Raw genomic sequence first — 24664 nt, 5'->3', positions numbered from 1 at the left:
AGAGCGCCGAAGAGGCGCTCTGCTCGATCGCGCAGCGAGCGAGCCTCGGGGGAGTGAATCGGCCGGGCTTTGCCTGGCCGAGAGGGGGACGCGAGGCGTCCCCCTCGGGACTAAGACACCGGGTTGTGCTTCTTCTTCTTGCCGTTCTTGCGGCGTAGCTCGTCGCCGCCCTCGCCGTGGCCCACCTGGAAGATGTGGAACCGGCCGCCCCGCGCGAGCACGTCGGCCGGCTTGAGCCGCTCGCGCGCGAGCTCCATGAACCGCTGCTGCGAGCGCACCGTGGCCGCGCCCGTGGGCGTCGCGACGCGCGTATAACTCCCGTCGGCGTTGAGGGCCCACGTCTTCGCCGTGTCGGCCGCGAGCGTCGCCAGCATGTCCTCGGCGCGGGTGCGCGCGGCCGGATCGAGCAGCGGCACGAGCACCTCCACGCGGCGGTGGAAGTTCCGCGGCATCCAGTCCGCGCTGGAGAAGTAAAACTCCTCGCTTCCGCCGTTCGCGAAGCGGAAGACGCGCTTGTGCTCCAGGAACCGGTCGATGAGCGCGCGCACCTGGATCCGCTCCGAGAGCCCTGGGATCCCGGGGCGAAGACAGCAGATGCCGCGGACGAAGAGCCGGATGTCGACGCCGTGCTGGCTCGCCGTGTAGAGCGCGTCGATCACGTCCACGTCCACGAGCGCGTTCATCTGCGCCACGATCTCGGCCTTCCGGCCCGCGCGCGCGTGCTCCGTCTCACGCGCGATGAGCCCGAGGATCGCCTCGTGCAGCCCGAGCGGCGCCACCACGAGCCGGTTCCACCTCGGCGGCGCGCTGTAGCCCGTGAGCAGGTTGAAGAGCGAGGTCACGTCCTCGCCGATCTCGCGGTTCGCCGTGAAGAGGCCGAAGTCCGTGTAGAGGCGCGCCGTGTGCGGGTTGTAGTTGCCCGTCGAGAGGTGCACGTAACGCCGGAGTTTGTCCTTCTCCCGCCGCACCACGAGCAGCGCCTTCACGTGCGTCTTCAGCCCGAGCAGGCCGTAGATCACCTGCGCGCCGCTCTGCTCCAAGGTCCGCGCCCACTGGATGTTCGACGCCTCGTCGAAGCGCGCCTTGAGCTCGACGATCGCCGTCACCTGCTTGCCGTTCTCCGCGGCCCGCGCGAGCGCCTTCACGATCGGCGAGTCGCCGCCGGTGCGGTAGAGCGTCTGCTTGATCGCGAGCACGTTCGGATCGTCGGCCGCGCGCGAGATGAACTCGACCACCGGATCGAACGAGTCGTACGGGTGGTGCAACGGCACGTCCCGCTCGCGGATCACCGCGAAGGGATCCTCCACGTCGCGCAGCGCGCTCGGCACCTGCGGCGTGAAGCTCTCGTCGCGCAGATGCCGATCGTCCTCGCCCACCACGGAGACGAGATCCACGATGCTGAGCGGGCCCGAGACGCGGTAGACGTCGAGGTTCGGATCGATGCCGAGCGCGCGGCAGAGGCGCTGCACGCTCGCACCCACGCCGCCCCCGACGCCGATCTCCACACGCACCGCGTTGCCGCGATCGCGGCGCCGGAGCTCGGCCTGGATCGTCTCCAGGAGATCCTCGCCCTCCTCCTCGTCGATCTCGAGATCCCAGTTGCGCGTGACGCGGAACGGGTACGTCCCGCGGAGGCGCGAGACCGGGAAGAACTCTTTCACGTGGCGCGCGATCACGTCCTCCAGAAGGACGAACGCCCGGCCGCAGCCGTCGACGCGCACGCGCATGAGGCGGCTCAGCATCGGCGGCACCTGGATCACGCCGAAGCCGGGCTCCTCGCCCTCGTGCTCGCGGCTGAACATGATGCCGAGGTTGATGCTCTTGTTGCGCAGGTGCGGGAACGGATGGCCGGGATCGATCGCCAGCGGCGTGAGGATCGGGAAGATGTCGGTGCGGAACCGCTCGTCGAGCACCGCGAGCTCGGCGGCGTCGAGCTCCTCGGGTCGCACGATCCGCACGCCGACCCGGTGCAGCGCCGGCAGCATCTCCGTGTTCCAGAGCCGATAGGCGCTGTCGAAGAGCGCGTGCGCCCGCGCGCTGATGGCGAGGAGCTGCTCCTGCGGCTTCATGCCGTCGGGCGGGACCTCGGTGATCGTGCGGTGCGTCTGGGCCTGCAGGCCCGCCACGCGCACCATGAAGAACTCATCGAGGTTCGAGAAGAAGATGCCGAGGAACTTCAGCCGTTCGAAGAGCGGCACCTCCATCGAGGCGGCCTCGGAAAGGACGCGGGCGTTGAACTCGAGCCACGAGAGCTCGCGGTTCAGATACTGCGTCGGATCCGAGTCGCCCGCGGCCGGGACCAGGGACGAATGGCGAGCAGCGACATCGGGCGTGGAAGGTGTCTCGAACGTCACGATGATTTCAGTCTAGCCTACCCGATCGCTGGGGTCAGTCGATCGACCCGAAGAGAAGCGAGGGCCGTGGAGGTCGCCTGCCTCCTTGTGGCCAGCGCTTTCTGCTAGCGTGGCGCGCCATGGAGATCTGGCGCGCTCCCATGGAGTTCCGGCGTGCGTGTGACGAGGCGCGGCAGCGCGGCGCGCGCGTCGGCCTCGTTCCCACGATGGGCGCCTTGCACCGCGGCCACCAGACGCTCATCGAAGAAGCCCGCAAGCGCGCCGATTTCGTCGTCGTCTCGATCTTCGTGAACCCCACGCAGTTCGGCCCGAACGAGGATTTTTCCCGCTACCCGCGGGACCTCGAAGGCGACGCGAAGAAGTGCGCGGAGGCAGGCGCGCACGGCATCTTCGCGCCCGCCCCCGCCGACATGTACCCGCCCGGCGACGAGACGCGCGTGCATGTCGGCGCCACCGCCGCGGGCCTCTGCGGCGCGCACCGGCCCGGCCACTTCGAGGGCGTGGCCACGGTCGTCACGAAATTATTCGCGCTCGTAGGACCTTCCCTCGCGCTCTTCGGCCGCAAGGACTACCAACAGCTCAAGGTGATCGAGCGCTTCACGCGGGATCTCTTCCTGCCCGTCGAGGTGGAGGGCGTGCGGACCGTGCGCGAGCCGGACGGGCTCGCGATGTCGTCGCGCAACGCGTACCTCTCGGCAGAAGCCCGCGCGCAGGCGCTCGCCCTCCCGCGAGGCCTGTCGGCCGCGGCGCGCGCGTTCGCCGCGGGGGAGCGTCGCGCCGGCATGCTCACGGCGCTCGCGCGCGGGCACATCACGCCCGTCGCAAGCGCGATCGATTATGTGGACGTGGCCGACGCGGATACGCTCGCCGTGCTCGGCCCCGAGGCGCACACGCCGGATCGCGTGCTGCTCGCGGTCGCCGTCCGCATCGGCGGCGCGCGGCTCATCGACAACCTGGTGCTCGGCGAGGATCCGAGCCCACTCGGGCTCGACGAATCGAAGGAAGGAGACGAGGAACGCCATGCGTGAAGCCGAGGACGGAAACGACGGGTTGTTCGTCGTCTTCGAGGGCATCGACGGCGCGGGGACGACGACACAGGCCGTGCGTTACGGCTCGTTCTTGCGCGGCCGGCGAAGGCTCGCGCACGTGACGCGCGAGCCGAGCGGCGGGCCGATGGGCTCGCTCCTCCGGCTCGTGCTGACCCAGCGCGTGAACCTGCCGTCGAGGCACCGCGACTCCACGATGGCGCTGCTCTTCGCGGCCGACCGGCTCGATCACATCGAGACCGAGGTCGCCCCGCACCTGCGCGACGGGTACGTGGTCATCTCGGATCGCTACGAGCTTTCGAGCATCATCTACCAGTCGATCGGGATCGAGGACGAGGGCGCGCGCGCCGACATGATCGCCTGGATCCGCCACTGCAACCGCCACGCCCTCAAGCCGGACATCACGGTCGTCGTGGACGTCGATCCGGAGGTCGCCGCGCAGCGCAGGCGGGCCCGCGGCGGCGCGAGCGAGCTCTTCGAGGAGCCGGAGCTCCAGGCCCGCCTCGCCCGCGCCTACCTCGAAGCCGACAAGATCATCGGCGGCGATCGGCTCGTGCACGTCGACGGCAACGGCGACGTCGACGCCGTCACGGCCGCGATCATCCGCGCGCTCGAGCCGTACGTGAAGGAAGGCCCCTGATCGAGTCACGAGCTTGAGCGCGAGCTTCTCATGACGCTCACCGGACACGCGCATCACTTCCTCTCCCGGCTCGACCGGCTCTCGGTGCCGCACCTCGACGTCGCCCTCTCGCTCTACCGCGACGATCCTCTCCTCCGGCACATCCTGGACACCGCGCGTGTCCCGGCGGGCATGGAGCGCGTGGCCATCTCGCTCGCGGATCCCGAGAAGGGCCCGTTCCTCATCGTCACGCGCAGCGGCAAGTTCGTCACGTGCCTCGGCGAGGGGATGAGGGCCACGAACCTCCACGTCATCACGCGGGGGCGGCTCGACGCGATCACGGAGAACGTCATCACGTGGCGCGAGCGCACGAACCGCTTCCTCAACTCGACGGGCAACGCGACCGAGCTCATGCGCGCGCTCTACGAGCGAGCGCAGTGGCTCACGCGCGAGCAATTCGAGGGCATCGCCGTGTGGCAACCGTTCCTCGCGCTCGAACTCTTGAAGTGGATGCTCGAGGAGGCCAAGGCGGTCGAGCACATGCGCGATCTCCTGCTCCGCGAGGTGCCGAAGAACGGCAAGCTGCACCCGCGCTGGGACGAGACGCTGCACGGGCTCTGGTGCCGGACGTGGACGCTCGGGCACCTGTCGGTGCTCGCCGCGATGGACGGCAACGCGCCGTATCAGGAGCTGCCGGCGCCCGGGCGCAACGCCATCTCAAGGCTCGCGTACGCGCGCACCGCCGTCTCGCAGGGGCTGGTCGGCAACGCGCTCCGCGGCCTCTGGGGTGCCGCGCGCCTCGGCGAGGATCTGTTCGCGTACTACAAAGAGGCGCATGAGAAGGCCGACAACGTCATCGAAGTCGCCGACAGCGCGTTCACGCTCGCGGCGATCGGCCTTCGCTACCCGGCGCTGCGCGCGGAGGTGAGACAAGCGCTGTCGCCGAGCGCCCCCGTGCCGGAGGGCAGGGGCCACCTCGTGTCCGTGCGCAGAGCGCTCACGAACATCTTCCTTTCCGACGACGAGGACCCGACCGATCTCCCTGCCCGGCTCGCGAGCGTCGGAGCTGAGCTCGCGGTCACCCTCGGAAAGCGCACCCCTCCCTCGTCGCCCTACCATTTCAAGGACGCCGCGGACGCGCCGCGGGACCTCGCGCGCGGCACCCTCCTCCTCATCGATGGGTGCTTCCTGGCAGACCAACAGTTCCTGCCGGTGATGATCATGGCGCTCCCGTGGCTCGCGCGCGCGAAGCCCGAAGAACTCTACCTGCCCGCCGACTACATCGCCGCCGTCCGCGCCCCCTACGAGCCGGAGTATGCGCTCACGCTCCTGCGCCAAGACCGCCGCAGGCTGAAGAGCTTCCGCGCGGCGGAGGCCAAAGCAGAGCAGACGGGCCCCACGCGGAGCGCGCCGTGCCCCTGCGGGAGCGGGAAAAAGTACAAGCGCTGCTGCGGCGATCGCTGACGCGCTTCACGGCGTGTGACAGACCGCCTCGATGTTGTGCCCGTCCGGATCCAGGACGAACGCGCCGTAATAATTCGGGTGGTACATGGGGCGGAGCCCGGGCGGACCGTTGTCCTTGCCTCCGGCGCGGATCGCGGCCTCGTAAAACGCGTCGACCGTCTTGCGATCCGCGGCGAGGAACGCGACGTGCTGGCGCAACCCCACCTCCCCCGCGCCGAGCCAGAAATCGGGTTTGCCCTTTTCCCCGAGCCCGACCACGCCGGGGAACTCCATCATCACCGCATAACCGAGGGGCGCGAGGGCGGCCGCGTAAAACGCCTTGCTCTTCTCCAGATCACGAACGCCGATCGAAATGTGGTCAATCATGGACGGCATCCTACCCGAGCGAAGGAACCATGTCGCCACGAATTCCTTCGCTCGGGCGCCCCCCGACAAACGCCCCGTCAGTACGTGGCGGAGGAGGGCACAGGCTCCGGCGCGGGCGGGTCCGCCACCTCGCAAACGGCGTTCGCGATCGTCACGTCGTCGAGGTTCCAACCCGAGACCGTGAACACGCCGCCGTTGCCCACCTCGAAGCCGAAACGCACGCGAAGGGCCGGATTGCGGTACGCCGTGAGGTCGTACGTCATGAGCGTCCACGCCGCGTCCTTGAGCGCGGGCGGTCCGCCCGAGTTCCACACGGAGACCCACGTGCTGCCGTCGAAGACGTCGACGGTGTTCGTCATGTACGGCCCGTAATCGCTGTTGAGCCACCGGTAGAAGGAGAGCCACAAAGAGCCCGTACCGCTCGTGTCGATCGCGGGGCTCACGAGGTACTCGGGCGGATGAACGGACTCGGCCGCATACCCTCCGATGTTGACGCCTGCGATGCCGTTGTCGGCCGTCGACGTGCGGTCCGTGTCCGGATCCTCCGAGCCGTGGGACGCGTTGCCCGGTGAGGCCTTCGCGGGGCCGATCTGCCACTCGCCTTCGAGCGTCCAGCCAGCCGTGTTGTCCGCGAACGTCTCGTGCAGGTACACGACGTACCCCTCGGCCTTGCCACCCGTGCACGACCCGGCCGAGCACGTCTCGCCCAGCGTGCACGCGTTGCCATCCTCGCAGGCTCCGCCCTCGTTGACCGGCACGGCCACGCAGGCGCCCGCCGCGTCGCAGACGCCCTCGTTGCAGTCGTTCTTGGCGGACGCACACGCCACGCCCGGCGTCGGCACCCGCTGACAAACGCCCGACGCGTCACACATCCCCGTGTTGCACTCGTTGGCGACCTCGCTGCACGAAAGGCCCGCGCCGCGCGGCACGCCTCCGCACGCCCCCGTGGCGGCGTCGCAAACGCCCGTGTTGCAGTCATCGGCGGCGCCCGTGCAGTCCTTCGGGCCTCCTCCCTGGCAAATCCCTGCGGCGCAGGTCTTGCCCGTCAGGCAAGGGTCGCCGCCTTTCTCGCACGCGACACCCTCGTTGCCGGGGACGGGCTCGCAGCCGCCGGTCTGGGGGTTGCAGACCGCGACGTGACAATCGTCGGGCACGGGCGCGAAGTGACAGCTCTTCGGCGTCCCGACGCAGGCGCCGCCCTTGCAGGTCGCGGAGACCGTGCACGGGTCGCTCGACACGCACGGCGCTCCATCGAGCGCGGGCCCTTCGTCGCACGAGGCCGTGGCCTCGTGGCAGGTCACGACCGAGCAGGTCGCGGCCTCGATGCCGCAGGAGTTCGGCCCGCCCCCGACGCAAACGCCGCCCTGGCAGCTATCGCCCACGGTGCAGAAGAGGCCATCCTCGCAGGTGGTCCCGGCGGGGCGCGGGACGACGGCGCAGCGCTTCGTCGCCGCGTCGCAGACGGACACGAGGCAAGGCGGCGTGTCGATGAGCGAGCAATCCACGGGGCAGTCCATCGCCCCGAGCGAGGCCCCGCCTTCGCCGCCGCTGCCCTGCGCATCGCTTTCACCGCCGCCGCCCTGCCCACGTTCGGCATCGGATACCTGCCTCGCGCACCCCGCGGCGACGAAGCTCACGGACACGGCGAGAATGCGCCCCCAATTCATCCATTCCTTCATCGTCGACCCACCTCTCTGCCGCGGCGAGACCCGAATCCTCGCCCGTGCGGCGCGGCGGCGCACCCTTGTCCGGAACGTCGCGCGTAGCCGCGACGCACCAGTTTTTCCAAATTGAACGTTCAAGATCGCAATCAGACGTCCCCCGATTGCGATCCAGACCTCGGAAGGCCATCATTTCGACGAATGCCGCTCCTTCGATGCCCTCGTCGAAACCCATCCTCCATTCGCGGGTGCTTGCCGCGCACGTCCGCGCCGTATACATCGATCTTGCTCCGTCGTCGCCCCCCGAGCGCCTCGAATGATTCGAGTTCACGGCCTCCCGGCGGCGCAAAGCTCCCCGATCGGTGATGGATTACGAGGCACCGAGCGGATGGTCGTCCTTCTCCAGATTCCCAGGAGTAAACATGTTTTTCCGCGCATCCCGCATTACGAGCACCACGCAGGTCGGACATTTGGGGCGCTCCCTCGCCTTTGGCGGCCGAACCCCCAAGACCCTCTGCGCCTTCGCGGCGCTCTGCGTCTCCTCGCTCGGCCTCGCGTGCAGCGCGTCCGGGGACCGTAACGGGCAAGCCTCGAACGGCGTGGAGGAGACGAGCGGTACGGGGGGCGGCGGAGGCGCGAATCCGGGCAGCGCCACCGGCACGGGCGGCGACATGTTCGATTTCGACGGCGGCATGATGAGCAGCGGCGCAGGCGGGGAAGAGGCCTGCGCGCAGACCGGCGGGAAGGCCGAGCCCGTCGAGCTCGATCTCGTCATCCTGCTCGACCGCTCCGGCAGCATGTACGGCCAGAACTGGAACGGCGCGACAGCGGCGATCAAGCAATTCGTGGAGGATCCGGCCTCAACGGGAATCAACGTTGGTATCCTGTATTTCCCCGTGGATACCCCGGCGGACGGGCTCGTTTGCAACAAAAACCATTACGACGACCTTTCCGTCCCGATCGGGACCCTGCCAGGCAACGCGCCGGCCCTCGTCCAGTCGATCAACGGCGAGAGCCCGAACGGCGGCTCGACGCCGATGTACGGCGCGCTCGAAGGCGCGCTCTTCAATGCGACCGCCTACAAGGACGCGCACCCGAACCACAAGGTCATCCTGGTCTTCGCGAGCGACGGCGATCCCAATAGCTGCCCCGGAAACCAGAACGACATCCCGAGCATCGCGGGCCTGGCGAAGGCCGCCCTCGATTACAACGGCGTCGAGACGTACGTCGTCGCCATCAACGGCGCGAGCGTCTTGAACCTCGACCAGATCGCCGCTTCCGGCGGGACCACGAAATCCTACGACATCACTGCGAACGTCTCCCAGTTCGCGCAAAAGATGACCGAGATCCGCACGAAGGCCCTCGCTTGCGAATTCCTCGTCCCCGAGCCGTCCGGCGGCGAGCCGCTCGAGCTCGACAAGGCTTCGGTCAAGCACACGAATGGCGCGGGCATCGAACAGGAGATCCCCCACGCCACGAGCGCCGCCGACTGCGGCGTGGGCCCCGGCTGGTATTACGACGACCCGAAAACGCCGCAAAAGATCCTGCTCTGCCCGGCCTCCTGCCAGGTCGTCCAGGCGGATCCGGACGGCAAGCTCGACATCCTCTTCGGCTGCAAGCCCGACATCCATTGAAGAGAAGCGTCGCCGGGCCCTCGTGCCCGGACGCACCTCTCGTCCCGAGGAGGACGCCTCGCGTCCCCCTCTCGTCCAGGCAAAGCCCGGACGATTCACCTCCCGAGGCGAGCTCGCTTCGCAATCTCGCAGAGCGCCGAACGGTTCGGCGCTCTACGGCTTCTTCTTCAACGCCTCCAAAGCCTCGCGGAGCTCGTCCTCGGTGAACGGGAGCCGCTCGAGCGCCGCCTTCTCGTCGGCAAGCGCGAGCTCGAGCGCCCGCTGCGCCTCCCGCGCCCGCCCGATCCATGCCGACGCCTCTCCCGTCCGATCGCCGAGCCGCACCGTCCCCTCCATCATCTTGAGCCCCTTCTCCAGGAGCACGCGGTAGCGCAGCCGCATCGCCCCTTCGAAGAGCTGCTTCTTGCGAAGCGTGTCGGCCGCCGCGGGCGGAGGCACCCGCATCACGTCGCGGTGCAGCTCCTGGTAGAGCTGCCCCACGCGGTAACCCGCCATCGCCGACCAGTGCGCGTCCAGGCTGCGCATCGCCTCGGTGTACGCCCCCTGCGCGTCGAGGAGCCCCTGACAGCGTTTTTCGAGCGTCTCGGCGAAGTTCGCGGGCATGGGCTCGAACTTGATCGCCTCGCTCCGCTTCCGCCGCACCTCGCCCACCGCGAACCAGAGCTGCGCCAGCTCGATCGGCGGCTTGCCCGCCTCGCCCAGCCGCTCACGCTCCACGAGGTCCCGCGCCACGGAGATCTCGCGCGCCGCCTCCTCCACGAGGTCCTGCTCCACGAGCCCCAGCGCCCGCGCCCCGCGCGCCTCGATCACCTCCAGCACCGCGAGGTCCTGCCGCGCGACGAGCTTCTCCGCCACGGCGACGAGCTCGCTCCAGCGCTCCAGGTGCGCGAGCGCCCGACCGAGACGAAAGAGCGCGCTGCGCTCGAGCGCGTGGCCCGGGAAGCGCCGGACGAGCTCCCGCAGCCGTGTGGCCGAAGCTTCCCGCTCCCCGAGCGCCTCGTACCCGACGGCCGCGTTGTAGAGGCTCGCCGCTCCGATCTCACCGTCGGGCGCGTGACGCTCCAGTTTGTCGAAGACCTCGGCCGCCTCCCGGTGCTTTCCGCCGAGCAGGAGCGCCTTCGCGCGCTCGAACTCCTGCACCAGCTCGGCATCGGTGTACGGCGAGACCACGACGGGCGAGACCTCGATCACCGGTCCGCCGTCGGCCTTCGGCGCAGGCTGTCGAACCTCCGGGCGAGGTCCGGACGAACCACACCCCACGAGCAAGCCGGCGAGAGCGAGAGCGACAGCGAGGCGCGTGTGCGTGAAAAAAAACATCCCTACCCCAACCGCTCGGCCCCTGGTTTCTCGTGTCTCCAACACCGGAGACCACCACTTCCGCGCGCCCGCGTGGATCGGCCGGAGGCGACGCGGACGAACCCGACCGGAGTGGAAACGTCGACTGAAGAAGCACATGAGCCACGCGGAAAGGGGATCCGGGGCCGCGCATCCTAGGGTACCTTGAAAACATCGCGCGCGGCTCCCCGTCCTCGGGGGCCGGCTCGATGATGGACCAGCAAGCGGGGCTCATCGCAGCAAAGGACGGGAGCCCTCACCTGGAGGTGGGCATGATGAAGCGGGAGATCGAGACCGATTCCGATGCCGAGCGGCTGAACCATGCAGAGATGCGCCATCGGGAGCTCGAAGCGCGCCTCGCCGAGCTCGGGCGGCACGCATACCTGACGCCCTCCGAGCAGCTCGAGATGGCCGAGCTGAAGAAGCAAAAACTCAAGGCGAAGGACGAGATTCACGCCCTCCGCCGGGGACCGTCCTGACGAGGGACGACCGGACGCGAGAGAGACCCTTCGAAACGAACGAGAGCGCCGATCGGCAAGTCCGATGCGGCGCTCTCGGCGTTTCAGGCCTCGGTGAACTCTACTTCGGCGCCGGGGCCGCGGGCGGGGCCGCGTCGGGCTCGGCCTTCTTCTCGACGGCGCCTTCGCCCTTCTTCGTGTCGTCGACCTTGTCATCGACGCTCTCGATGCCGCCGTACACGTCCTTGTTGAGATCCGTCAGCGCGTCTTCGAGCCGCTTCTTCTCGTCGCCCGAGAGCCCGCCCGGCGTGTTCTTCTCGGTGGCGGCGGCGACGGCGAGCCAGTGGCGCGCGTTGTCGCGGTAGCCGCGGCGCGGATCGGCCACGCCGCCCGGCACGTTCGCGGCGAGCGTGAGTCCCGCGAGCCGGTAGTCCGTCATGCCGCGGAGGTACGCGTACTTCGCCTGCTCGGCGTCGGAGAGCGAGTCGATGTCGGGCTCGAGCACGCGGAAGAGCGCGAGCGCCTTCTCGTACTGGTTCTCCTCGTAGTGCTTCTGCGCCCGCTCCAGATCCTGACGGTACGTGGCGCATCCGAACAGCACGCTGCCGAGGAGAGCCAACGCGGACACGGTCGAGACGAGCGGGGCCAAACGAGGCATGCGCGGAGGGTATCCCCGGGCTTGGCCGGGGATCAAGTATCTCCCGCGGACGAAACGCGGCGTCGCGCCCCGAGGGCCCCGAGCGCGGCGAGGGCGACGAGCGCCCGGGCCCCGCCCGCATCCCCCGACGTGCTCCCCGGAACGGCGCAGGTGCAGGCGGTGCTCGCTCGGGTCGTCGCGGGCGTGGCCGCGGAGCCGGGCTTCTTCTCGTCGGATGTGCAGGACCAGCTCTCGGTCCCCCGGTAGCTGCACGGCTCGATCACGCTCCCGCTCGCGCGGCGGGCGAGGACCTTCACCTCGGGGCCATCGACCGCGAATTCGAGGAAGTGATGCACCGACTCGAAGTGCTGCTGTTCCGGGGCGCGGCTGCGTTGCTGGTAGAGCGGCGCGCCCGCGCCTCCCGACACGATGTACTTGAGCCCCTGCCCCTCGCCGCGCTCGTAGATGTGGTCGTGCCCCGCGATCACGAGCTCCACCTTGTTGTCCCGGAGCATCGGGATGATCCCTTGCGACGCGAGGCGCGCGTTGCCGCCGTGATAGCCGCTCGAGAACGGCCCGTGGTGCATCACGGCGATCCGATGCACGAGGCCCGGCTCGTGGAGCGCGCTCGCGAGCTCCGCGCGCAGCCACTCCTTTTCGTCGCCGGTCCACGTATCCATCGCATTCAGCAGGAAAAACCGCGTGTTCGCCCAGCGGAACGATCCGTAGAGGTGCGGGCGCTCCCGCCCGTCGGTCTCGGTCGCCGCGAAGTAGCGGAGGAAATTCACCTGTCCCGTGGGATCGGGCGCCGTGAGCTCGTGGTTGCCGACGGCGACGAAGATGCATCGGTTCGCGAGCAACTTGCCTTCGATGCCGAAGAACTCGTGCCACTGCGCCTCGTTGTCGCCGTCCTGGACCATGTCGCCCGTGTGCACGAAAAAGTCGGCGGGCGCGGCGTCGATGGCCCGCGCCACGGCCGCGTGCGCTGCGGCGTCCGAGCGGCTATCGCCATACGCGACGAACTTGAAGGGGCGGCCATCGGCCGGCGCCGTGGTGAAATCCACGGGCTTGCTCTCCACGTCGCCGACCTTCACGCGGTACGCGTACGTCGTCGCGGGCGCGAGGCCCTCGACGCGGATCGCGTGGAAGCGCTTCTCCGATTCCGATAGCTTCGACGACGCGAACCCCGCGGGCCCCGTCACGAGGACCGTCGCCGGCTCCGGCGTCGAGAGTTCCAGCTTGATCGTGACGGCCGTCTGGCCGAGCGCTTGCAGGTACGGTCCCTTGCGGATCGAGGCCGCCTCGACTGCGGCCGAGGCCCCGAGCAGCGCCGCCGTGATGGAAAGCGCGATGGTGATGCGAGGGAGGGCGCGCGGGCGCGAAGGCGACGGGGACACGACGCTGCCTAGCATGGATCTTGCGCTCATTTCCAGCAGGAGGCCTCTCGACCACGACGGAGGGTCGTGAGGGCGCGCGGCTGGAAGAATCCGTCGACACCGGGAGTGACCATGTCATGATGCTGCGCCGTAGCCTTAACGGACAGACGGGATTACGGAATGGTGCAGCGCGCGGGCGGAGAGGACGACGCGGGGTTCAACCTGGCCTCGCTCCCTGAAGAGAACCTGCCGCGCCAGTTCGGCAAGTACACGCTTCTGCGTCGGCTAGCCGCCGGCGGGATGGCGGAGATCTTCCTCGCCTTGCACCGCTCGGTGGCGGGCTTCGAGAAGCTCATCGTCATCAAGCGGATCCTGCCCTCGATGAACAACGACCAGGCGTTCATCGAGATGCTCCTGCACGAGGCGCGTGTCGCCGCGACGATGTCGCACCCGAACATCGTGCAGACGTTCGACGTCGGGCAGGTGGACGGGACGTACTTCATCGCCATGGAGCACATCCACGGCGAGGACATCCGCTCCATCGTCCGCGCGATGCGCAAGAAGGGCCTCACCGAGTTCCCGCTGGAGCACGCCGTCGCGATCGGCCTCGGCACCTGCGCGGGCCTCGCCTACGCGCACGAGAAGCGCGACCTCGAAGGCAACCTCCTGCACATCGTGCACCGCGACATCTCGCCGCAAAACATCGTCTGCACGTTCTCGGGCGACGTGAAGATCGTCGACTTCGGCGTGGCCAAGTCGAGCTCGCAGGTCGGCGAGGACACGAAGGACGGCCAGCTCAAGGGCAAAGTCCCGTACATGTCGCCCGAACAGGCATCGGGCGGTGACGTCGACTGGCGCAGCGACATCTTCGCCGTCGGCGTGCTGATCTTCGAGCTCACCACGGGCAAACGTCTCTTCAAGGGATCGAGCGAGTTCGAGACGCTGAAGCTCATCTGCGAGAAGGACTATCCGCGCCCGAGCCAGGTCAAACCCGGCTACCCGCCCGCGCTCGAGCGCATCGTGATGAAGTCGCTCGAGAAGAAGCGCGAGGATCGCTACCAGAGCGCGCGCGAGATGCAGAGCGACCTCGAATCGTTCGTCCGCGAGGAGCGCATCCCGGTCTCGCAGATCAGCCTGACGCAGTGGATGCAGTCCCTGTTCCAGGACAAACTGGAGCAGCAGAAAGAGGCGCTGCAGGACGTCAAGCAGCTCGCCGACATCATCGCCATGCAGCACAGCCCCTCGATGTACGAGGGCACGGTGACGGGCGGCGGGGGCATGTCGGCGACGGGCGCGTCGCCGCAGCCGAAGCGTTCGAGCGTGGGGCTCTGGATCGCGCTCGCCGCCGTGGTCCTCGTTGGCGTGGGCGGCTTCTTCTACATGCGCAAGCAGGCCGCCGAGCGTGAGGCGGCGATGCGCGCCGATGCCGAGAAGGCGCAGGCGGTGCGCGCGAAGGAGACGAAAGGCTCGCTCGACATCAAGTGCGGCGCGGACGAGGGTTGCTCGATCTGGATCAACGGCGAGCTGCAGAAGCAGGTCACGCCGTCGAAGGTCGAGGGCCTGCCGGTCGACAGCGAGATCAAGGTCAAGCTGACGAAGGAAGGCTTCGAGGCGCACCGCGAGTCGATCACGCTGAGCGAGCAAGAGCCGACGCGCGCCATCCAGGCCGTGATGAAGACCGGATCGGTCACGGTGGTGCTGAAGATCGATCCCCCCGCGACGGTCTGGCTCGACAACAAGCAGTTGAAGGGCGTGGTCGAAAAACTCGAAGGCCTCTCCGCGGGCGAGGAGCACAAGATCGTCCTCCAGCTCTCGGGCTACGCGCCGAAGACGATCACGTTCACCGCCGAGCAGGGCGAGACGAAGGTCATCCAGGAGCGGCTCGTGAAGGCCGATCCGAACAGCGCCGCCACAGCCGCTGCGGGCACGGGCAGCCCGAACGCCGCGGGCGGCGGAGGCGGCGGCAGCGGCAAGGTGCGCGTCACGTCGAAGGGCGGCTTCTGCAACGTGACGATCAACGGCGTCGGCTACGGGTCCACGCCCGTCGAAGCCGTGGTCAACGCGGGCACCGCGCGCATCACGTGCAAGCCCGACGGCGGCGGCGCGTCGCAGTCGCAGGCCGTGCCGGTGAAGGCCGGCGAGGTCGCGCGCGCGGCCTTCAAGCTGAACTAGTCACGGTCGAGACGCGCCGAGACGAAGTCAGCGCGGGCGGCGGCGATACCGCAGACGCGTCACGGGCAGCCCGTCCGCGATGGCGTGGTGCTCGCGCGGGCTCCGCGCGTTGTACGGGTTCTCGACCATCCGCGCCGAACCCGGCTCGTCGCCGCTCGGCTCGAACACCTCGTGCGCGCCGACCTGCGCTTCGTACATCTCCGCCCGCTCCGCGACGTCCGTCTGCACGTAGAACGCGCCGCCGTCCCGCAAGAGCCGCGCGATCGAGTCGAGCAGGCCCGGCCCCATGACGAGGCGCTTCGCGTGCTTCTTCTTCCACCAGGGATCGGGGAAGTGCATGAAAAACGTGTCGATCGAGGCATCCGGCCCGAGCCGGGAGAGCGCCTCGCGCGCGTCCGCGTTGAGCACGCGCGCCCGCGCCCCGAGGCCCTGCTTCTTGAGCCGATCGTCCACGATCGACGACCATTTCAGCCGGATCTCCAGCCCGAGCAGCCGGCTTTCGGGCGCGGCCGCCGCGCGCTCGAAGAGGAAGCCGCCGCGGCCGGGGCCGATCTCGATCTCGATGGGCCCCTCGCCCGGCAGGATCGAGCCGATGTCGACCGGTCCCTCGTCCGGGAAGCGAGCGGCGTGAGCGTACGGATGGTTGGGGCGCGGCCGGAACACCATGGCGGGCGCAAACAAGCACAACGTCGGCCGGATGGGTAGCGGGCCTTTGACGAGGTCGGTATGGTCGCGCCCGTGACGCCTCGGGACGTGGGCAAACGCCTGGCCCCTTACGCCTTTCCCTTCGTGGTGAGCTTCGCCCTCGGCGCCCTCGCCATCCGCGGGATCCTGACCCGCGCCGGCCGCCCCGCGCTCCCGCTCGACGACGCCTTCATCCACCTGCAGTACGCGCGTCGCCTCGCCGAAGGCCACTTCTTCTCGTACGTGCCCGGCGAGGGCTACACGACCGGCGCGACGAGCCTGCTCTGGCCGATCGTCCTCGCGCCGTTTCACCTCCTCGGCCTGCGCGGGCTCTCGTTCGTCTGGGCTGCATGGCTGCTCGGCACGCTCGCGCACGCTGCGCTCGCCGTCGAAACTGGGCGCCTCGCGCATCGCCTCGCCGGCCGCGCCGCGGGCGCCGGCGCCATGATCATGTGCCTCGGCTTCGGCGCGTTCGCCTGGTTCGCCTGGAGCGGCATGGAGACCATCCCCTTCGCGTGGATGCTCATGCGCACGGCGCGCGTCGCGGCCGCGTACTGCGAGCCGGATCCTGCGTCCCCTGCGCCGGGCCGTCGCCAGGCGATCGAGGTCGCCGCGCTCGGCTTGCTCACGCCCCTCGTGCGCCCCGAAGGCGCGGTCGCTTCGGCGCTCGCCGTCCTCGCGCTCGCGTCACGCCCGAACGGCGAGGGCAAACCGCGGCGCCTCGTCGCGCTCGTCCCCGCGATCGGCCCGCTCCTCGTGCCGCTGCTCCACCTCGTGATCGCGGGCCACGCGGCCTCCGCGACCACGATGGTCAAGTGGCTCCCGGCGAACCCGGCCTACGACCGCGCCGGCATGATCGCGTTCCTCCAATCGAACCTGCGCACCCTCTGGCAGAGCGTGCTCGACGGCGGCGAGTGGTCCGCGGTCTTCGTCCCCGAGAACCTCCTCGTCCCCACGCTCCTCGGCGCCCTCGCGCTCGTCCATCGCGCGCACCGCGGCGCGCTCCCGATCCACGGCACGTTCGTCCTCGCGATCGTCCTCGCGACGGCGCTGCCGTGCACGTACCTGAGCTTCCTCTGGAACCGCGTCCGTTACGTCTGGCCCTTCTACGCCGCGCACTTCGTCCTCCTCGCCTGCCTCGCCCGCGAGATCGGCGACCTCGCGCGGCGCTTCGTCCGCGCGCGCGCGCCCGTCACGCCGCTCGTCCTCGGCCTGTTCACGGGCGCCCTCGTCACCAAGCTCCCGTGGACGCTCTCCGACCTCGCGACGAGCGCGCGCGCGATCGATCACCAGCAGGTCACGCTCGGCTTCTGGGCGCGCGAACATCTCCCCGCGGACGCGCGCATCGGCGTGAACGACACGGGCGCGCTCGCCTACGTCTCCGACCGGCGCACCTTCGACGTCGTCGGCCTGACGACCGAGGGCGAGTCGCGCTACTGGACGTTCGGCGCCGGCTCGCGCTTCGAGCACTACGAAAAGCTGCCCGCCGAGCGCCGCCCCTCGCACTTCATCGTGTATCCGCAGTGGATGGCCTGCCCGCCCGTGCTCGGCGAGGAGCTGCACCGCGAGACCGTGGTTGATCAGTCGATCCTTGGGGGACCCACGATGATCGCCCACGAGGCGCGCTGGGATCTCCTCGGCTCGGGGGCGCTGCCGCGCGCGGCGACGCCGAAGGGCGCGCTCGCCGACGAGATCGACGTCTCCGACCTCGAGTCCGAGGACACACACAGCTACGCGCGCCTCGGGGCGTCGGACCAGGACAACGTGGCGGTGATGGCCGAGCCGCCGCGGCGGGACGACGCAGGATCGGACGAGACGACGCCCGCCGCCGAGATCGCCGACGCGGGCCGCATGCGCCGCTCCCTCGACCGCTTCACCGCGACCCTCGCGCAGGGCCGCGCGGCGTCGCTCGTCCTGCGCGCCTCGGCCGACACCGACGTCGAGCTCGTCGTGCGCGCGGGCGGCATCGAGATCGGCTCGGCGCGGCTCCCGGCCGGCGCGTGGGTCGAGCGTGTCGTGGAGATCCCCCCGGATCGCGTATGGGCCCGGACCGAGATCGAAGTCACGCCGCGCGAGGCGGGCGTGTTCCATGCGTTTCACTACTGGCTTTACCAGTGACGCGCCTGCCTCCGCAGATCACGGCCGGTCCAGATCATGCGTGGCGTTCACGCTCACCACGCTCTCTGCCACCGTCGCGATCGCCCGCCTCACCGCGCCCGTCGCGAGCCGCTCGGGCCGCGCGGGCGCTATCGCCGCGCAGAGCGCCAGCGCCGTGACGTAGAGCGCGCCCATCACGGTGAGCAGCCGACGCGTCTCGTTCGGGATCCGCACGCGCTCCTTGCCCGACGCCTCGATCGCCACGAGCCGCGCGCGGATCTGCACCGGCCCGAGCACGATCACCGCCCGATCGCCCTCGTCCACTTCCAGTGACACGGGCCCCGTCACGAGTCGGCCGAGCCCATCTTTTCCGTGCGTTCGTCCTCGCGCGCGCGGCGGCACGTGGAGCACGAACTGCCCTTCCCTGACCTCGGCCACGACCACGGGGTGGCCTCCGTACTCGGTCATCGGGATCCGCGCGACCGACTCCGGGACCTGCCCGATCCAGCACGCACCGCCATCGAGCACGTGGCGCACGCCGAGCACCTCGGTGCCACGCAATGCGACGAGCTCGAGCGCTTTGTGTGCGCCTTCTGCCGCCTCCACATCCCGACCTTCGGAGGTCTTCTCGCCCTCCGTCCTCGACGCGAAAAACGGCTCCTTCGCCATGGTGCCCTCGTAAACCTCCCTGGTTCCGGGGCGGCTCGATCGGGAGCCCGGCGCGGGCGAGGGCTCGCGCCATGCACGATGGACGGACACCGCCGTACGTTGTAAATGCAGGCCGTGCGAAAGCGGCCTCTCGGCAAAACCTCCCTCGAAGTCTCCGAGCTCGGCCTCGGCACGTGGGGGCTCTCGGGCGACGGTTACGGGCCCGTCGTCTTGCCCGAGGTCGATCGTGTCCTCGATCGTGCCGTCTCCTCCGGCGTGAACCTCTTCGACACCGCCGACGTGTACGGCCGCGGCGCGATGGAGAAGAAGCTCGGCGCGCGCCTGCCGAAGGACACGACGTACGTCGTCACGAAGATCGGCACCGACCTCGAAGCCTCGCCTGCGCAGAAGCGCTTCGATCCGAGCTACCTGCGCGTCGCCTTCGAGCGCTCGCGCGAGCGCCTCGATCGCAGCCCGCTCGACGTCGTGCTCCTCCACAACCCCACCGAGCAGGCGCTCGCGCGGACCGAGACCGTCGCGTTCATGAAGGAGCTCGAAGAGCGCGGCCTCGTGCGCGCCTGGGGTGTGAGCGCCGGATCGGTCGAGGTCGGGCGCGCCGCGATTCGCGCCGGGGCCAAGGTCCTCGAGCTCGCGTACAACGTCTTCGTCGCCAAGGATCTCCACGCGCTCTCCGCGGATGTGAAAGAGCACAACGTCGGTGTCCTCGCGCGAAGCGTCCTCGCCCACGGCTTGCTCACCGGCCACTGGAGCCCCGAGCGCGAGTTTTACGCCGGCGACCACCGCGTCGATCGTTGGAGCCAGAAAGAGCTCGCGAAGCGCATCCTGCAGCTCGACGCGCTCCGCCCCTTCTCCAAGGCCGAGGACGTCGGCACGCTCCGCTCCGTCGCCCTTCGGTTCGTCCTCGCGAACCAGCTCGTCTCCTCGGCGATCCTCGGCCCCCGCTCGGTCGCCCAGTTCGACCAGCTCGAACGCGAGGCAGGCGAACCGCCGTATCTCAAGGACACCGTGATGGTCGAGCTCGCCGCGCGGCTGAAGGCCGTGGGCGTCGAGGTCTGACGGAGCCCGCGCAGAAACACCATGGAGAGCGCCAGCATGGACACCGAGCTGGAGACCGTCCTGTCCATCGCCCGCGAGGCGGCGGAGATCGTCCGCGCGGTCTACCGGACGGCCTTCGCCGTCGAGATGAAGGGCCCGAACGATCCGGTCACGCGCGCCGATCGCGAGGCGAACACGCTCATCTGCGCGCGCCTCGCCGAGACGTTCCCCGGTGACCCGATCATCGCCGAGGAGACCCCGCCCGAGACCGCAGCCGAGGCGCGGCGGATGGTCCAGAGCCAACGCGTCTTCTTCGTCGATCCCCTCGACGGCACGCGCGAGTTCGCCGACCGGAACCCCGAGTTCGCCGTGATGATCGGCCTCGCCGTGGGCGGCCGTGCGACGCTCGGCGTGGTCGTGATGCCCGAGTCGGGCGAGGCGCTCTGCGGCCGCGTCGGCGCGTCCCCCGTCGCCTTCCTCGAAGCCTCGGACGGCACACGCCGCCCGCTTCGTGTCACCGATCAGCGGGATCCCTCGAAGGCGACGTTGATGGTCTCGCGCTCGCACCGCCCGCACCTCACCGAGCCGTTCGCCAAGCGGCTCGGCGTCCACCGCGTCGTCCCGTGTGGATCCGTCGGCGTGAAGGTCGCGCGCGTCTGCACCGGCGAAGCCGAGATTTACGTGCACGGCGGCACGGGCGTGAAGCTCTGGGACACGTGCGGCCCCGAGGCGATCCTCGTCGCCTCGGGCGGCCGCTTCTCGGACCTCGACGGCACGCCGATCGACTACGCGTACGGCGGGCTGAACCTCGAAAACGGCCTCGTCGCGACGAACGCCGCGCTCTACGACACCGTGATCGAAGCCATCTCCGCTTTGCGCTAAGCTCCGCCTACCATGCGCGACCGAGCCAGCGTGGTGATCGTGGGGGGCGGGATCATGGGCCTGTCCGTCGCCTGGCACCTCGCGAAAGACCACGGCATCACGGACACGGTCGTCGTCGAGAAGGGCTACCTCTGCGGCGGGGCGAGCGGCCGCAACGGCGGCGGCGTGCGGGCCCAGTTCGGCAGCGAAGAGAACATCCGGCTCATGCAGGAGAGCATCCGCATGTGCCGCGACTTCGCGGCCGAGATGAAGATCAACGTCTGGTTCCGCCAGGGCGGCTACCTCTTCCTCGTCCGCAACGAGCGCGCGCAGAAGAACCTCGAAAAGAGCGTGCGCGTGCAGAACGAGTGTGGCCTCGCGACGCGCCTGCTCGAACCGAAAGAGGCCAAGCGCATCGTGCCCGAGCTCGACATCGAGGGCGTCCTGCTCGCGAGCTACAACCCCGACGACGCCGTCGTCTTCCCTTGGCCGTTCGTCTGGGGTTACGCCGAGTGCGCGCAGAAGCTCGGCGTCGACATCGAGACCTTCACCGAGGTCACGGGCTTCGAGACGCGCGGCTCACGGATCGAGGGCGTCGTGACGAACAAGGGCACGATCCGCACGAACCGCGTCGTCAACGCCTGCGGCGCATGGAGCCCGCTCCTCGCGGCCCTGCTCGACGTCGCGCTGCCGAACCGCCCGCACCGCCACGAGATCTGCTCGACCGAGCCGCTCAAGCCCTGGCTCAAGCCGCTCGTCGCGGACCTCTCGAACGGCCTGTACTTCTCGCAGTCGATGCGCGGCGAGATCGTCGGAGGCATCTCCAACGAGGACGTCCCCGAGGGCCTCGACATGGGCTCGTCCCACCGCTTCCTCGCGCTCTACGCGCGCGCCCTCACGCGCACGGTGCCTCTCCTCGGCCGGGTGAAGGTCCTGCGCCAGTGGGCGGGCTGCTACGACCTCACGCCCGACGCGAACCCCATCGTGGGCGAGGTCGATACGATCGAACATTTCTACCAAGCCTCGGGCTTCATGGGCCACGGCTTCATGATGGCGCCCGTGATGGGCAAGCTCCTCGCGCAGCACATCGCCGAGGGCACGAAGCTGCCGCTCTTCGACCGCTGGAACCTGCGCAGGTTCGCCGAGGGCAAGTTGCTCTCGGAATCGATGATCATCGGCTAAACTGCCGCGCGTGGCAGAGCTTGTCCTGATCACGGGGACGTCGAGCGGCATCGGTTTGTCGGCGGCGATCGAGTGCGCGGCGGCGGGGCACAAGGTCGTGGCGACGATGCGCGACCTCGCCCGACGCGAGGCCCTGGAGAAGGCCGCGAAGGCGCGCAACGTCTCGCTCGACATCGAGCAGCTCGACGTGACCTCGGCCAACGTGGGCGACAAGATCCGCGAGCTCGTCCTCAAGTACGGGCCCTTCTTCGCGCTCGTCAACAACGCGGGCATCGCGATCGGCGGACCCTTCGAGGAGCAATCGGAAGAAGACGTGCGCCTCCAGCTCGAGACGAACGTGCTCGGCCTCATGGCGACCACGCGCGCGATCCTCCCCTCGATGCGCGGCGCCGGCCGCGGCCGCATCCTCAACGTGTCGAGCACCTCGGGCCGCGTGGCCATGCCGTGCCTCGCGATCTACGCGGCCACGAAGCACGCCGTGGAGGGTTTCAGCGAGGCGCTGCGCTGGGAAGTCGAGTCCTTCGGGATCGACGTCCTCGTCGTCGCGCCCGGCACCTTCCGCACGCCGATCTTCTTCGAGAACCTGAAGCGCGGCGCGCACGTCGCCGACGAGGGCCCCTACGGAGCGCTCATCCGCAGGATCGAGGATCTCGCCATCGGTGGAGCGCGGCGCGCGCCGCCGCCGGACGAGGTGGGTCGCACCCTCGCGCGCCTCGTCGGAGCGCCGTCTCCCCCGTTCCGGACGATCGTCGGTCGAGACGGGCTCACGATGACGACCCTACGCGGTGTGATGCCTGACCGTTTATTCGCGCTGGGGCTCCGCCGAGCGCTCGCGCTTTCGCGGGTTCGTTGACACGTCGAGCGACCACGCATAGCGTGCGGACCCTAGATCGCAGGCGAGTTGGGTCGCTTTCTGTAGTCATCCGGGGGACTTGGCCTTCCGGGGAACGCAACCCGCTGGTCTTCGGCAACGCGCTGTCATTCGTTTCCGCTCGCTAGTGGCACCGTGGTCGTCGTGATGCGGGGGGCATCTAGGACCCATCCAACGCACGACCGCCGTGCCAAGGCCGCTCCTGAGGGAACGCCGGAGGAAGACATGGTCCGCACTGCACGCCGAATTTACCCCACCCTTCGTTCGCTCCTCCTGGGGGCCGTATTTGCCTCGGGGGTGACCGTCGCCACGAGCGCCGTCGTTGGCTGTGGGGGGGATGAGAACGACCCCCTGACGCACGTCAAGAAGCTCTCGGAGCCGGCCACGCGCGTGCCTGCCGTGAGCCGCCTCGTCCAGTTCTTCGAAGACGCGATGACGAAGGACAACAAGGACAGGAACGGTCCGAACGTCAAGCCGCTGCTCGACAAGATCGTCGAGCCGATGTCGCAGATCTGCGCGAACGGCGATCTCGACGAGAAGACGCAGTCGAAGGTCGTCAAGTTCCTCTCCGACGCGCGTGATGCCCGCGGCGCGCCGTGCCTCATCAAGACGCTGAAGGACTACAAGCCCGACAGCACGGAAGAAGACGTGCGCGCCGCAGCGCGCGGCGTCGGGCCGATGAAGGCGAAGGAGGCGGCGGGCCCGCTCTTCGAGGCGTTCTCGAAGCTCCGCCACTCGAAGCCGAAGGCCTCGCTCATCACGCGCGACGTGCACGACGCGCTGCTCGAGCTCGCCGAGCCCTCCTGGGAAGGCGACTGCGTCAAGAAGATCGAGGTCCCGATCGCCGACCGCAAGGACATCAACGTCCTCAAGGACCAGTTCTACTGGCAGATCACCTGTGCCGAAATCCTCGGCCAGCTCAAGAGCGCGAAGGCGGTGCAGCCGCTCATCAAGATCGTCCTCTCGCCCACGAAGGCGGACGCGCAAGCGACGGCGATCTACGCGCTCATCAAGATCGGCAAGCCCTCGATCGAGCCGACGGTGAAGCTCCTCCAGGGCGCCGACGCCGATCTCGTGAAGTACGCGAAGGAGGAGTTCCTCCTCGCGAACAAGGGCGAGGACGGCAAGGTGCCCGAGGCCGCCACGAAGCAGGCGGACACGGCGCACGTCGCGCCCTCCGCGCTCATCCTCGGCAGCATCGGCCGCGAGGAGGCGGTGCAGCCGATGATCGACGCGATCGCCAAGGCCGACGACACCGGCAAGGTCGTCATCGCCCGCGAGCTGCTCAAGCTCCCGGCCTCGGAGACGAGCCTCAAGGCGGTGCAGGGCGTCTACGAGAAGACCTCGATCACGATGACGATCCCGCCCGGCGTCGGCGCGCGTGATCAGCTCCTCGAGACGATGGGCTACCTCTTCGACGCGAACCTCGTGCCCTGGATGGTGAAGAACGCGCTCGACGCGAAGGGCGAGGACGCCGACCTCGAGCCGATGCGCGCCGCGACGCTGCTCACGGCGATGAAGCTCATGAAGGCCGACCAGATCCCCGAGGTCGACAAGCTCTTCAACTCCAAGATCAACGGCCCCGATGGCAAGCCTTCCACGCTCGGCAAGGGCTACGAGAAGGAATACAAGACGGCCACCGACCTCCTGAAGGAGTGCGGCGACAAGCTCGACTGCTACTACGGCAAGCTCGCGGATCCGAACTCGCACGTCGGTGACAAGCAGTTCGTCGGCATGAAGAGCGCGTACATGGTCGGCGTGCTCGGCGGCGATGCCGCGCGGCCGAAGCTCGTCGAGCTCCTGCCGAAGATCAACAACGCGGCCGCGAAGTTCATCTCGGTGCAGGTGATCGACCGCCGCTCGGCGAAGGGCGACGCGACCATCGCGGGCCAGCTCCAGAAGATGGTCGACGAGGCCGAGGCGACGAAGGACAGCAACAAGATCGCCGCGGTCAACCCCTTCAAGACGGTCATCTACCGCTTGAACGCGCGCGGCCAGTAGACTGGAACTCCCACACCCCCCTGCCCCCCTCTCCCTCCGGGAGAGGGGGGTTTTGTTTTCGAAGCCCGCGGGGTTTTGTTTGCGCGGGTCGGTTCTTCGCGGGCCCGGGGGTTTTGTTTTCGGCGCGGGTAGAACCAAGCGT

At 69.0% G+C, this 24664-nt stretch carries 20 protein-coding genes; 12 read left to right on the top strand and 8 right to left on the bottom strand.

Features of this window, described 5'->3' with window-relative positions; genetic code table 11:
• Positions 1-110: 110 nt before the first annotated feature.
• Complete coding sequence (gene ppk1 / locus POL67_RS11630; RefSeq protein ID WP_271917328.1) at positions 111-2354, bottom strand: polyphosphate kinase 1; 2244 nt, start codon at positions 2352-2354, stop codon at positions 111-113.
• A gap of 119 nt (positions 2355-2473) precedes the next feature.
• Here ppk1 and panC point away from each other — a divergent pair, with 119 nt between their 5' ends.
• The 3 genes from panC to POL67_RS54525 are packed head-to-tail and all read left to right on the top strand — an operon-like array spanning position 2474 to position 5483.
• Positions 2474-3382: a pantoate--beta-alanine ligase gene (gene panC / locus POL67_RS11625; protein ID WP_271917326.1), complete on the top strand. Its 909-nt coding sequence runs from the start codon at positions 2474-2476 to the stop codon at positions 3380-3382.
• On the top strand, positions 3375-4040 hold the full coding sequence (gene tmk, locus POL67_RS11620) for a dTMP kinase (protein WP_271917325.1): 666 nt from the start codon (positions 3375-3377) through the stop codon (positions 4038-4040). The genes panC and tmk overlap by 8 nt, the downstream gene beginning before the upstream one ends.
• A 30-nt stretch (positions 4041-4070) precedes the next feature.
• Positions 4071-5483, top strand: a complete 1413-nt coding sequence (locus POL67_RS54525) for a YecA family protein (RefSeq protein ID WP_271917324.1) — start codon at positions 4071-4073, stop codon at positions 5481-5483.
• 6 nt (positions 5484-5489) lie between these two features.
• Here POL67_RS54525 and POL67_RS11610 read toward each other — a convergent pair whose 3' ends face one another.
• Positions 5490-5849, bottom strand: coding sequence for a VOC family protein (locus POL67_RS11610; RefSeq protein WP_271917323.1), 360 nt, complete (start codon positions 5847-5849; stop codon positions 5490-5492).
• Positions 5850-5926: 77 nt separating this feature from the next.
• A complete protein-coding gene (locus POL67_RS11605) occupies positions 5927-7528 on the bottom strand; it encodes a choice-of-anchor J domain-containing protein (protein ID WP_271917322.1) in 1602 nt (533 codons plus the stop codon).
• A gap of 404 nt (positions 7529-7932) precedes the next feature.
• Between POL67_RS11605 and POL67_RS11600 the strand changes: the two genes are divergently transcribed.
• Positions 7933-9144 carry a vWA domain-containing protein gene (locus tag POL67_RS11600; RefSeq protein ID WP_271917321.1) on the top strand — a complete coding sequence of 404 codons (1212 nt, stop codon included), beginning with the start codon at positions 7933-7935 and terminating at the stop codon, positions 9142-9144.
• Between the two features lie 153 nt (positions 9145-9297).
• On the opposite strand, the gene POL67_RS11595 is transcribed toward POL67_RS11600, so the two are convergent.
• Complete coding sequence (locus POL67_RS11595; RefSeq protein ID WP_271917320.1) at positions 9298-10461, bottom strand: tetratricopeptide repeat protein; 1164 nt, start codon at positions 10459-10461, stop codon at positions 9298-9300.
• A 227-nt stretch (positions 10462-10688) separates the two neighbouring features.
• Between POL67_RS11595 and POL67_RS11590 the strand changes: the two genes are divergently transcribed.
• Entirely contained in the window at positions 10689-10958 is a 270-nt protein-coding gene (locus POL67_RS11590) for an HP1242/YdcH family protein (protein WP_271917319.1), read from the top strand.
• Positions 10959-11058: 100 nt separating this feature from the next.
• Here POL67_RS11590 and POL67_RS11585 read toward each other — a convergent pair whose 3' ends face one another.
• Together POL67_RS11585 and POL67_RS11580 are read right to left on the bottom strand one after the other, a co-directional pair.
• Complete coding sequence (locus POL67_RS11585; RefSeq protein WP_271917317.1) at positions 11059-11595, bottom strand: outer membrane protein assembly factor BamD; 537 nt, start codon at positions 11593-11595, stop codon at positions 11059-11061.
• A 32-nt stretch (positions 11596-11627) separates the two neighbouring features.
• The gene (locus tag POL67_RS11580) at positions 11628-12971 is read right to left on the bottom strand and encodes a metallophosphoesterase (RefSeq protein ID WP_271917316.1); all 1344 of its coding nucleotides are present in this window, start codon (positions 12969-12971) and stop codon (positions 11628-11630) included.
• Between the two features lie 159 nt (positions 12972-13130).
• Here POL67_RS11580 and POL67_RS11575 point away from each other — a divergent pair, with 159 nt between their 5' ends.
• Positions 13131-15122 (top strand): serine/threonine protein kinase, encoded by a 1992-nt coding sequence (locus POL67_RS11575; protein ID WP_271917314.1) that lies wholly within the window; start codon positions 13131-13133, stop codon positions 15120-15122.
• A gap of 27 nt (positions 15123-15149) precedes the next feature.
• Here POL67_RS11575 and trmB read toward each other — a convergent pair whose 3' ends face one another.
• Complete coding sequence (gene trmB, locus POL67_RS11570) at positions 15150-15803, bottom strand: tRNA (guanine(46)-N(7))-methyltransferase TrmB (protein WP_271917313.1); 654 nt, start codon at positions 15801-15803, stop codon at positions 15150-15152.
• A 57-nt stretch (positions 15804-15860) separates the two neighbouring features.
• Here trmB and POL67_RS11565 point away from each other — a divergent pair, with 57 nt between their 5' ends.
• The gene (locus POL67_RS11565) at positions 15861-17924 is read left to right on the top strand and encodes a DUF8728 domain-containing protein (protein ID WP_271917312.1); all 2064 of its coding nucleotides are present in this window, start codon (positions 15861-15863) and stop codon (positions 17922-17924) included.
• 18 nt (positions 17925-17942) lie between these two features.
• On the opposite strand, the gene POL67_RS11560 is transcribed toward POL67_RS11565, so the two are convergent.
• The gene (locus POL67_RS11560) at positions 17943-18572 is read right to left on the bottom strand and encodes a hypothetical protein (RefSeq protein ID WP_271917311.1); all 630 of its coding nucleotides are present in this window, start codon (positions 18570-18572) and stop codon (positions 17943-17945) included.
• Between the two features lie 114 nt (positions 18573-18686).
• Here POL67_RS11560 and POL67_RS11555 point away from each other — a divergent pair, with 114 nt between their 5' ends.
• The 5 genes from POL67_RS11555 (at position 18687) to POL67_RS11535 (ending at position 24522) form a co-directional block, all read left to right on the top strand.
• The gene (locus tag POL67_RS11555) at positions 18687-19628 is read left to right on the top strand and encodes an aldo/keto reductase (RefSeq protein ID WP_271917310.1); all 942 of its coding nucleotides are present in this window, start codon (positions 18687-18689) and stop codon (positions 19626-19628) included.
• A gap of 36 nt (positions 19629-19664) precedes the next feature.
• Positions 19665-20489, top strand: a complete 825-nt coding sequence (locus POL67_RS11550) for a 3'(2'),5'-bisphosphate nucleotidase CysQ family protein (RefSeq protein WP_271917309.1) — start codon at positions 19665-19667, stop codon at positions 20487-20489.
• A gap of 12 nt (positions 20490-20501) precedes the next feature.
• A complete protein-coding gene (locus tag POL67_RS11545; protein WP_271917308.1) occupies positions 20502-21650 on the top strand; it encodes an NAD(P)/FAD-dependent oxidoreductase in 1149 nt (382 codons plus the stop codon).
• A 10-nt stretch (positions 21651-21660) separates the two neighbouring features.
• Positions 21661-22503, top strand: a complete 843-nt coding sequence (locus tag POL67_RS11540; protein WP_271917307.1) for an SDR family NAD(P)-dependent oxidoreductase — start codon at positions 21661-21663, stop codon at positions 22501-22503.
• A gap of 243 nt (positions 22504-22746) precedes the next feature.
• Positions 22747-24522: a HEAT repeat domain-containing protein gene (locus POL67_RS11535; RefSeq protein ID WP_271917306.1), complete on the top strand. Its 1776-nt coding sequence runs from the start codon at positions 22747-22749 to the stop codon at positions 24520-24522.
• Positions 24523-24664: the final 142 nt, after the last annotated feature.

This window comes from Polyangium mundeleinium (assembly GCF_028369105.1).
Classification (GTDB): domain Bacteria; phylum Myxococcota_A; class Polyangia; order Polyangiales; family Polyangiaceae; genus Polyangium; species Polyangium mundeleinium.
This window is presented reverse-complemented; position numbering and strand designations above follow the sequence as displayed.

Excerpts from the sequence above, each read along its gene's own strand:
- panC (WP_271917326.1), top strand. The coding sequence starts at position 2,474 with ATGGAGATCTGGCGCGCTCCCATGGAGTTCCGGCGTGCGTGTGACGAG.
- tmk (WP_271917325.1), top strand. The coding sequence starts at position 3,375 with ATGCGTGAAGCCGAGGACGGAAACGACGGGTTGTTCGTCGTCTTCGAG.
- POL67_RS54525 (WP_271917324.1), top strand. The coding sequence starts at position 4,071 with ATGACGCTCACCGGACACGCGCATCACTTCCTCTCCCGGCTCGACCGG.
- POL67_RS11610 (WP_271917323.1), bottom strand. The coding sequence starts at position 5,849 with ATGATTGACCACATTTCGATCGGCGTTCGTGATCTGGAGAAGAGCAAG.
- POL67_RS11605 (WP_271917322.1), bottom strand. The coding sequence starts at position 7,528 with ATGAAGGAATGGATGAATTGGGGGCGCATTCTCGCCGTGTCCGTGAGC.
- POL67_RS11600 (WP_271917321.1), top strand. The coding sequence starts at position 7,933 with ATGTTTTTCCGCGCATCCCGCATTACGAGCACCACGCAGGTCGGACAT.
- POL67_RS11595 (WP_271917320.1), bottom strand. The coding sequence starts at position 10,461 with ATGTTTTTTTTCACGCACACGCGCCTCGCTGTCGCTCTCGCTCTCGCC.
- POL67_RS11590 (WP_271917319.1), top strand. The coding sequence starts at position 10,689 with ATGATGGACCAGCAAGCGGGGCTCATCGCAGCAAAGGACGGGAGCCCT.
- POL67_RS11585 (WP_271917317.1), bottom strand. The coding sequence starts at position 11,595 with ATGCCTCGTTTGGCCCCGCTCGTCTCGACCGTGTCCGCGTTGGCTCTC.
- POL67_RS11575 (WP_271917314.1), top strand. The coding sequence starts at position 13,131 with ATGGTGCAGCGCGCGGGCGGAGAGGACGACGCGGGGTTCAACCTGGCC.
- POL67_RS11560 (WP_271917311.1), bottom strand. The coding sequence starts at position 18,572 with ATGGCGAAGGAGCCGTTTTTCGCGTCGAGGACGGAGGGCGAGAAGACC.
- POL67_RS11550 (WP_271917309.1), top strand. The coding sequence starts at position 19,665 with ATGGACACCGAGCTGGAGACCGTCCTGTCCATCGCCCGCGAGGCGGCG.
- POL67_RS11545 (WP_271917308.1), top strand. The coding sequence starts at position 20,502 with ATGCGCGACCGAGCCAGCGTGGTGATCGTGGGGGGCGGGATCATGGGC.
- POL67_RS11535 (WP_271917306.1), top strand. The coding sequence starts at position 22,747 with ATGGTCCGCACTGCACGCCGAATTTACCCCACCCTTCGTTCGCTCCTC.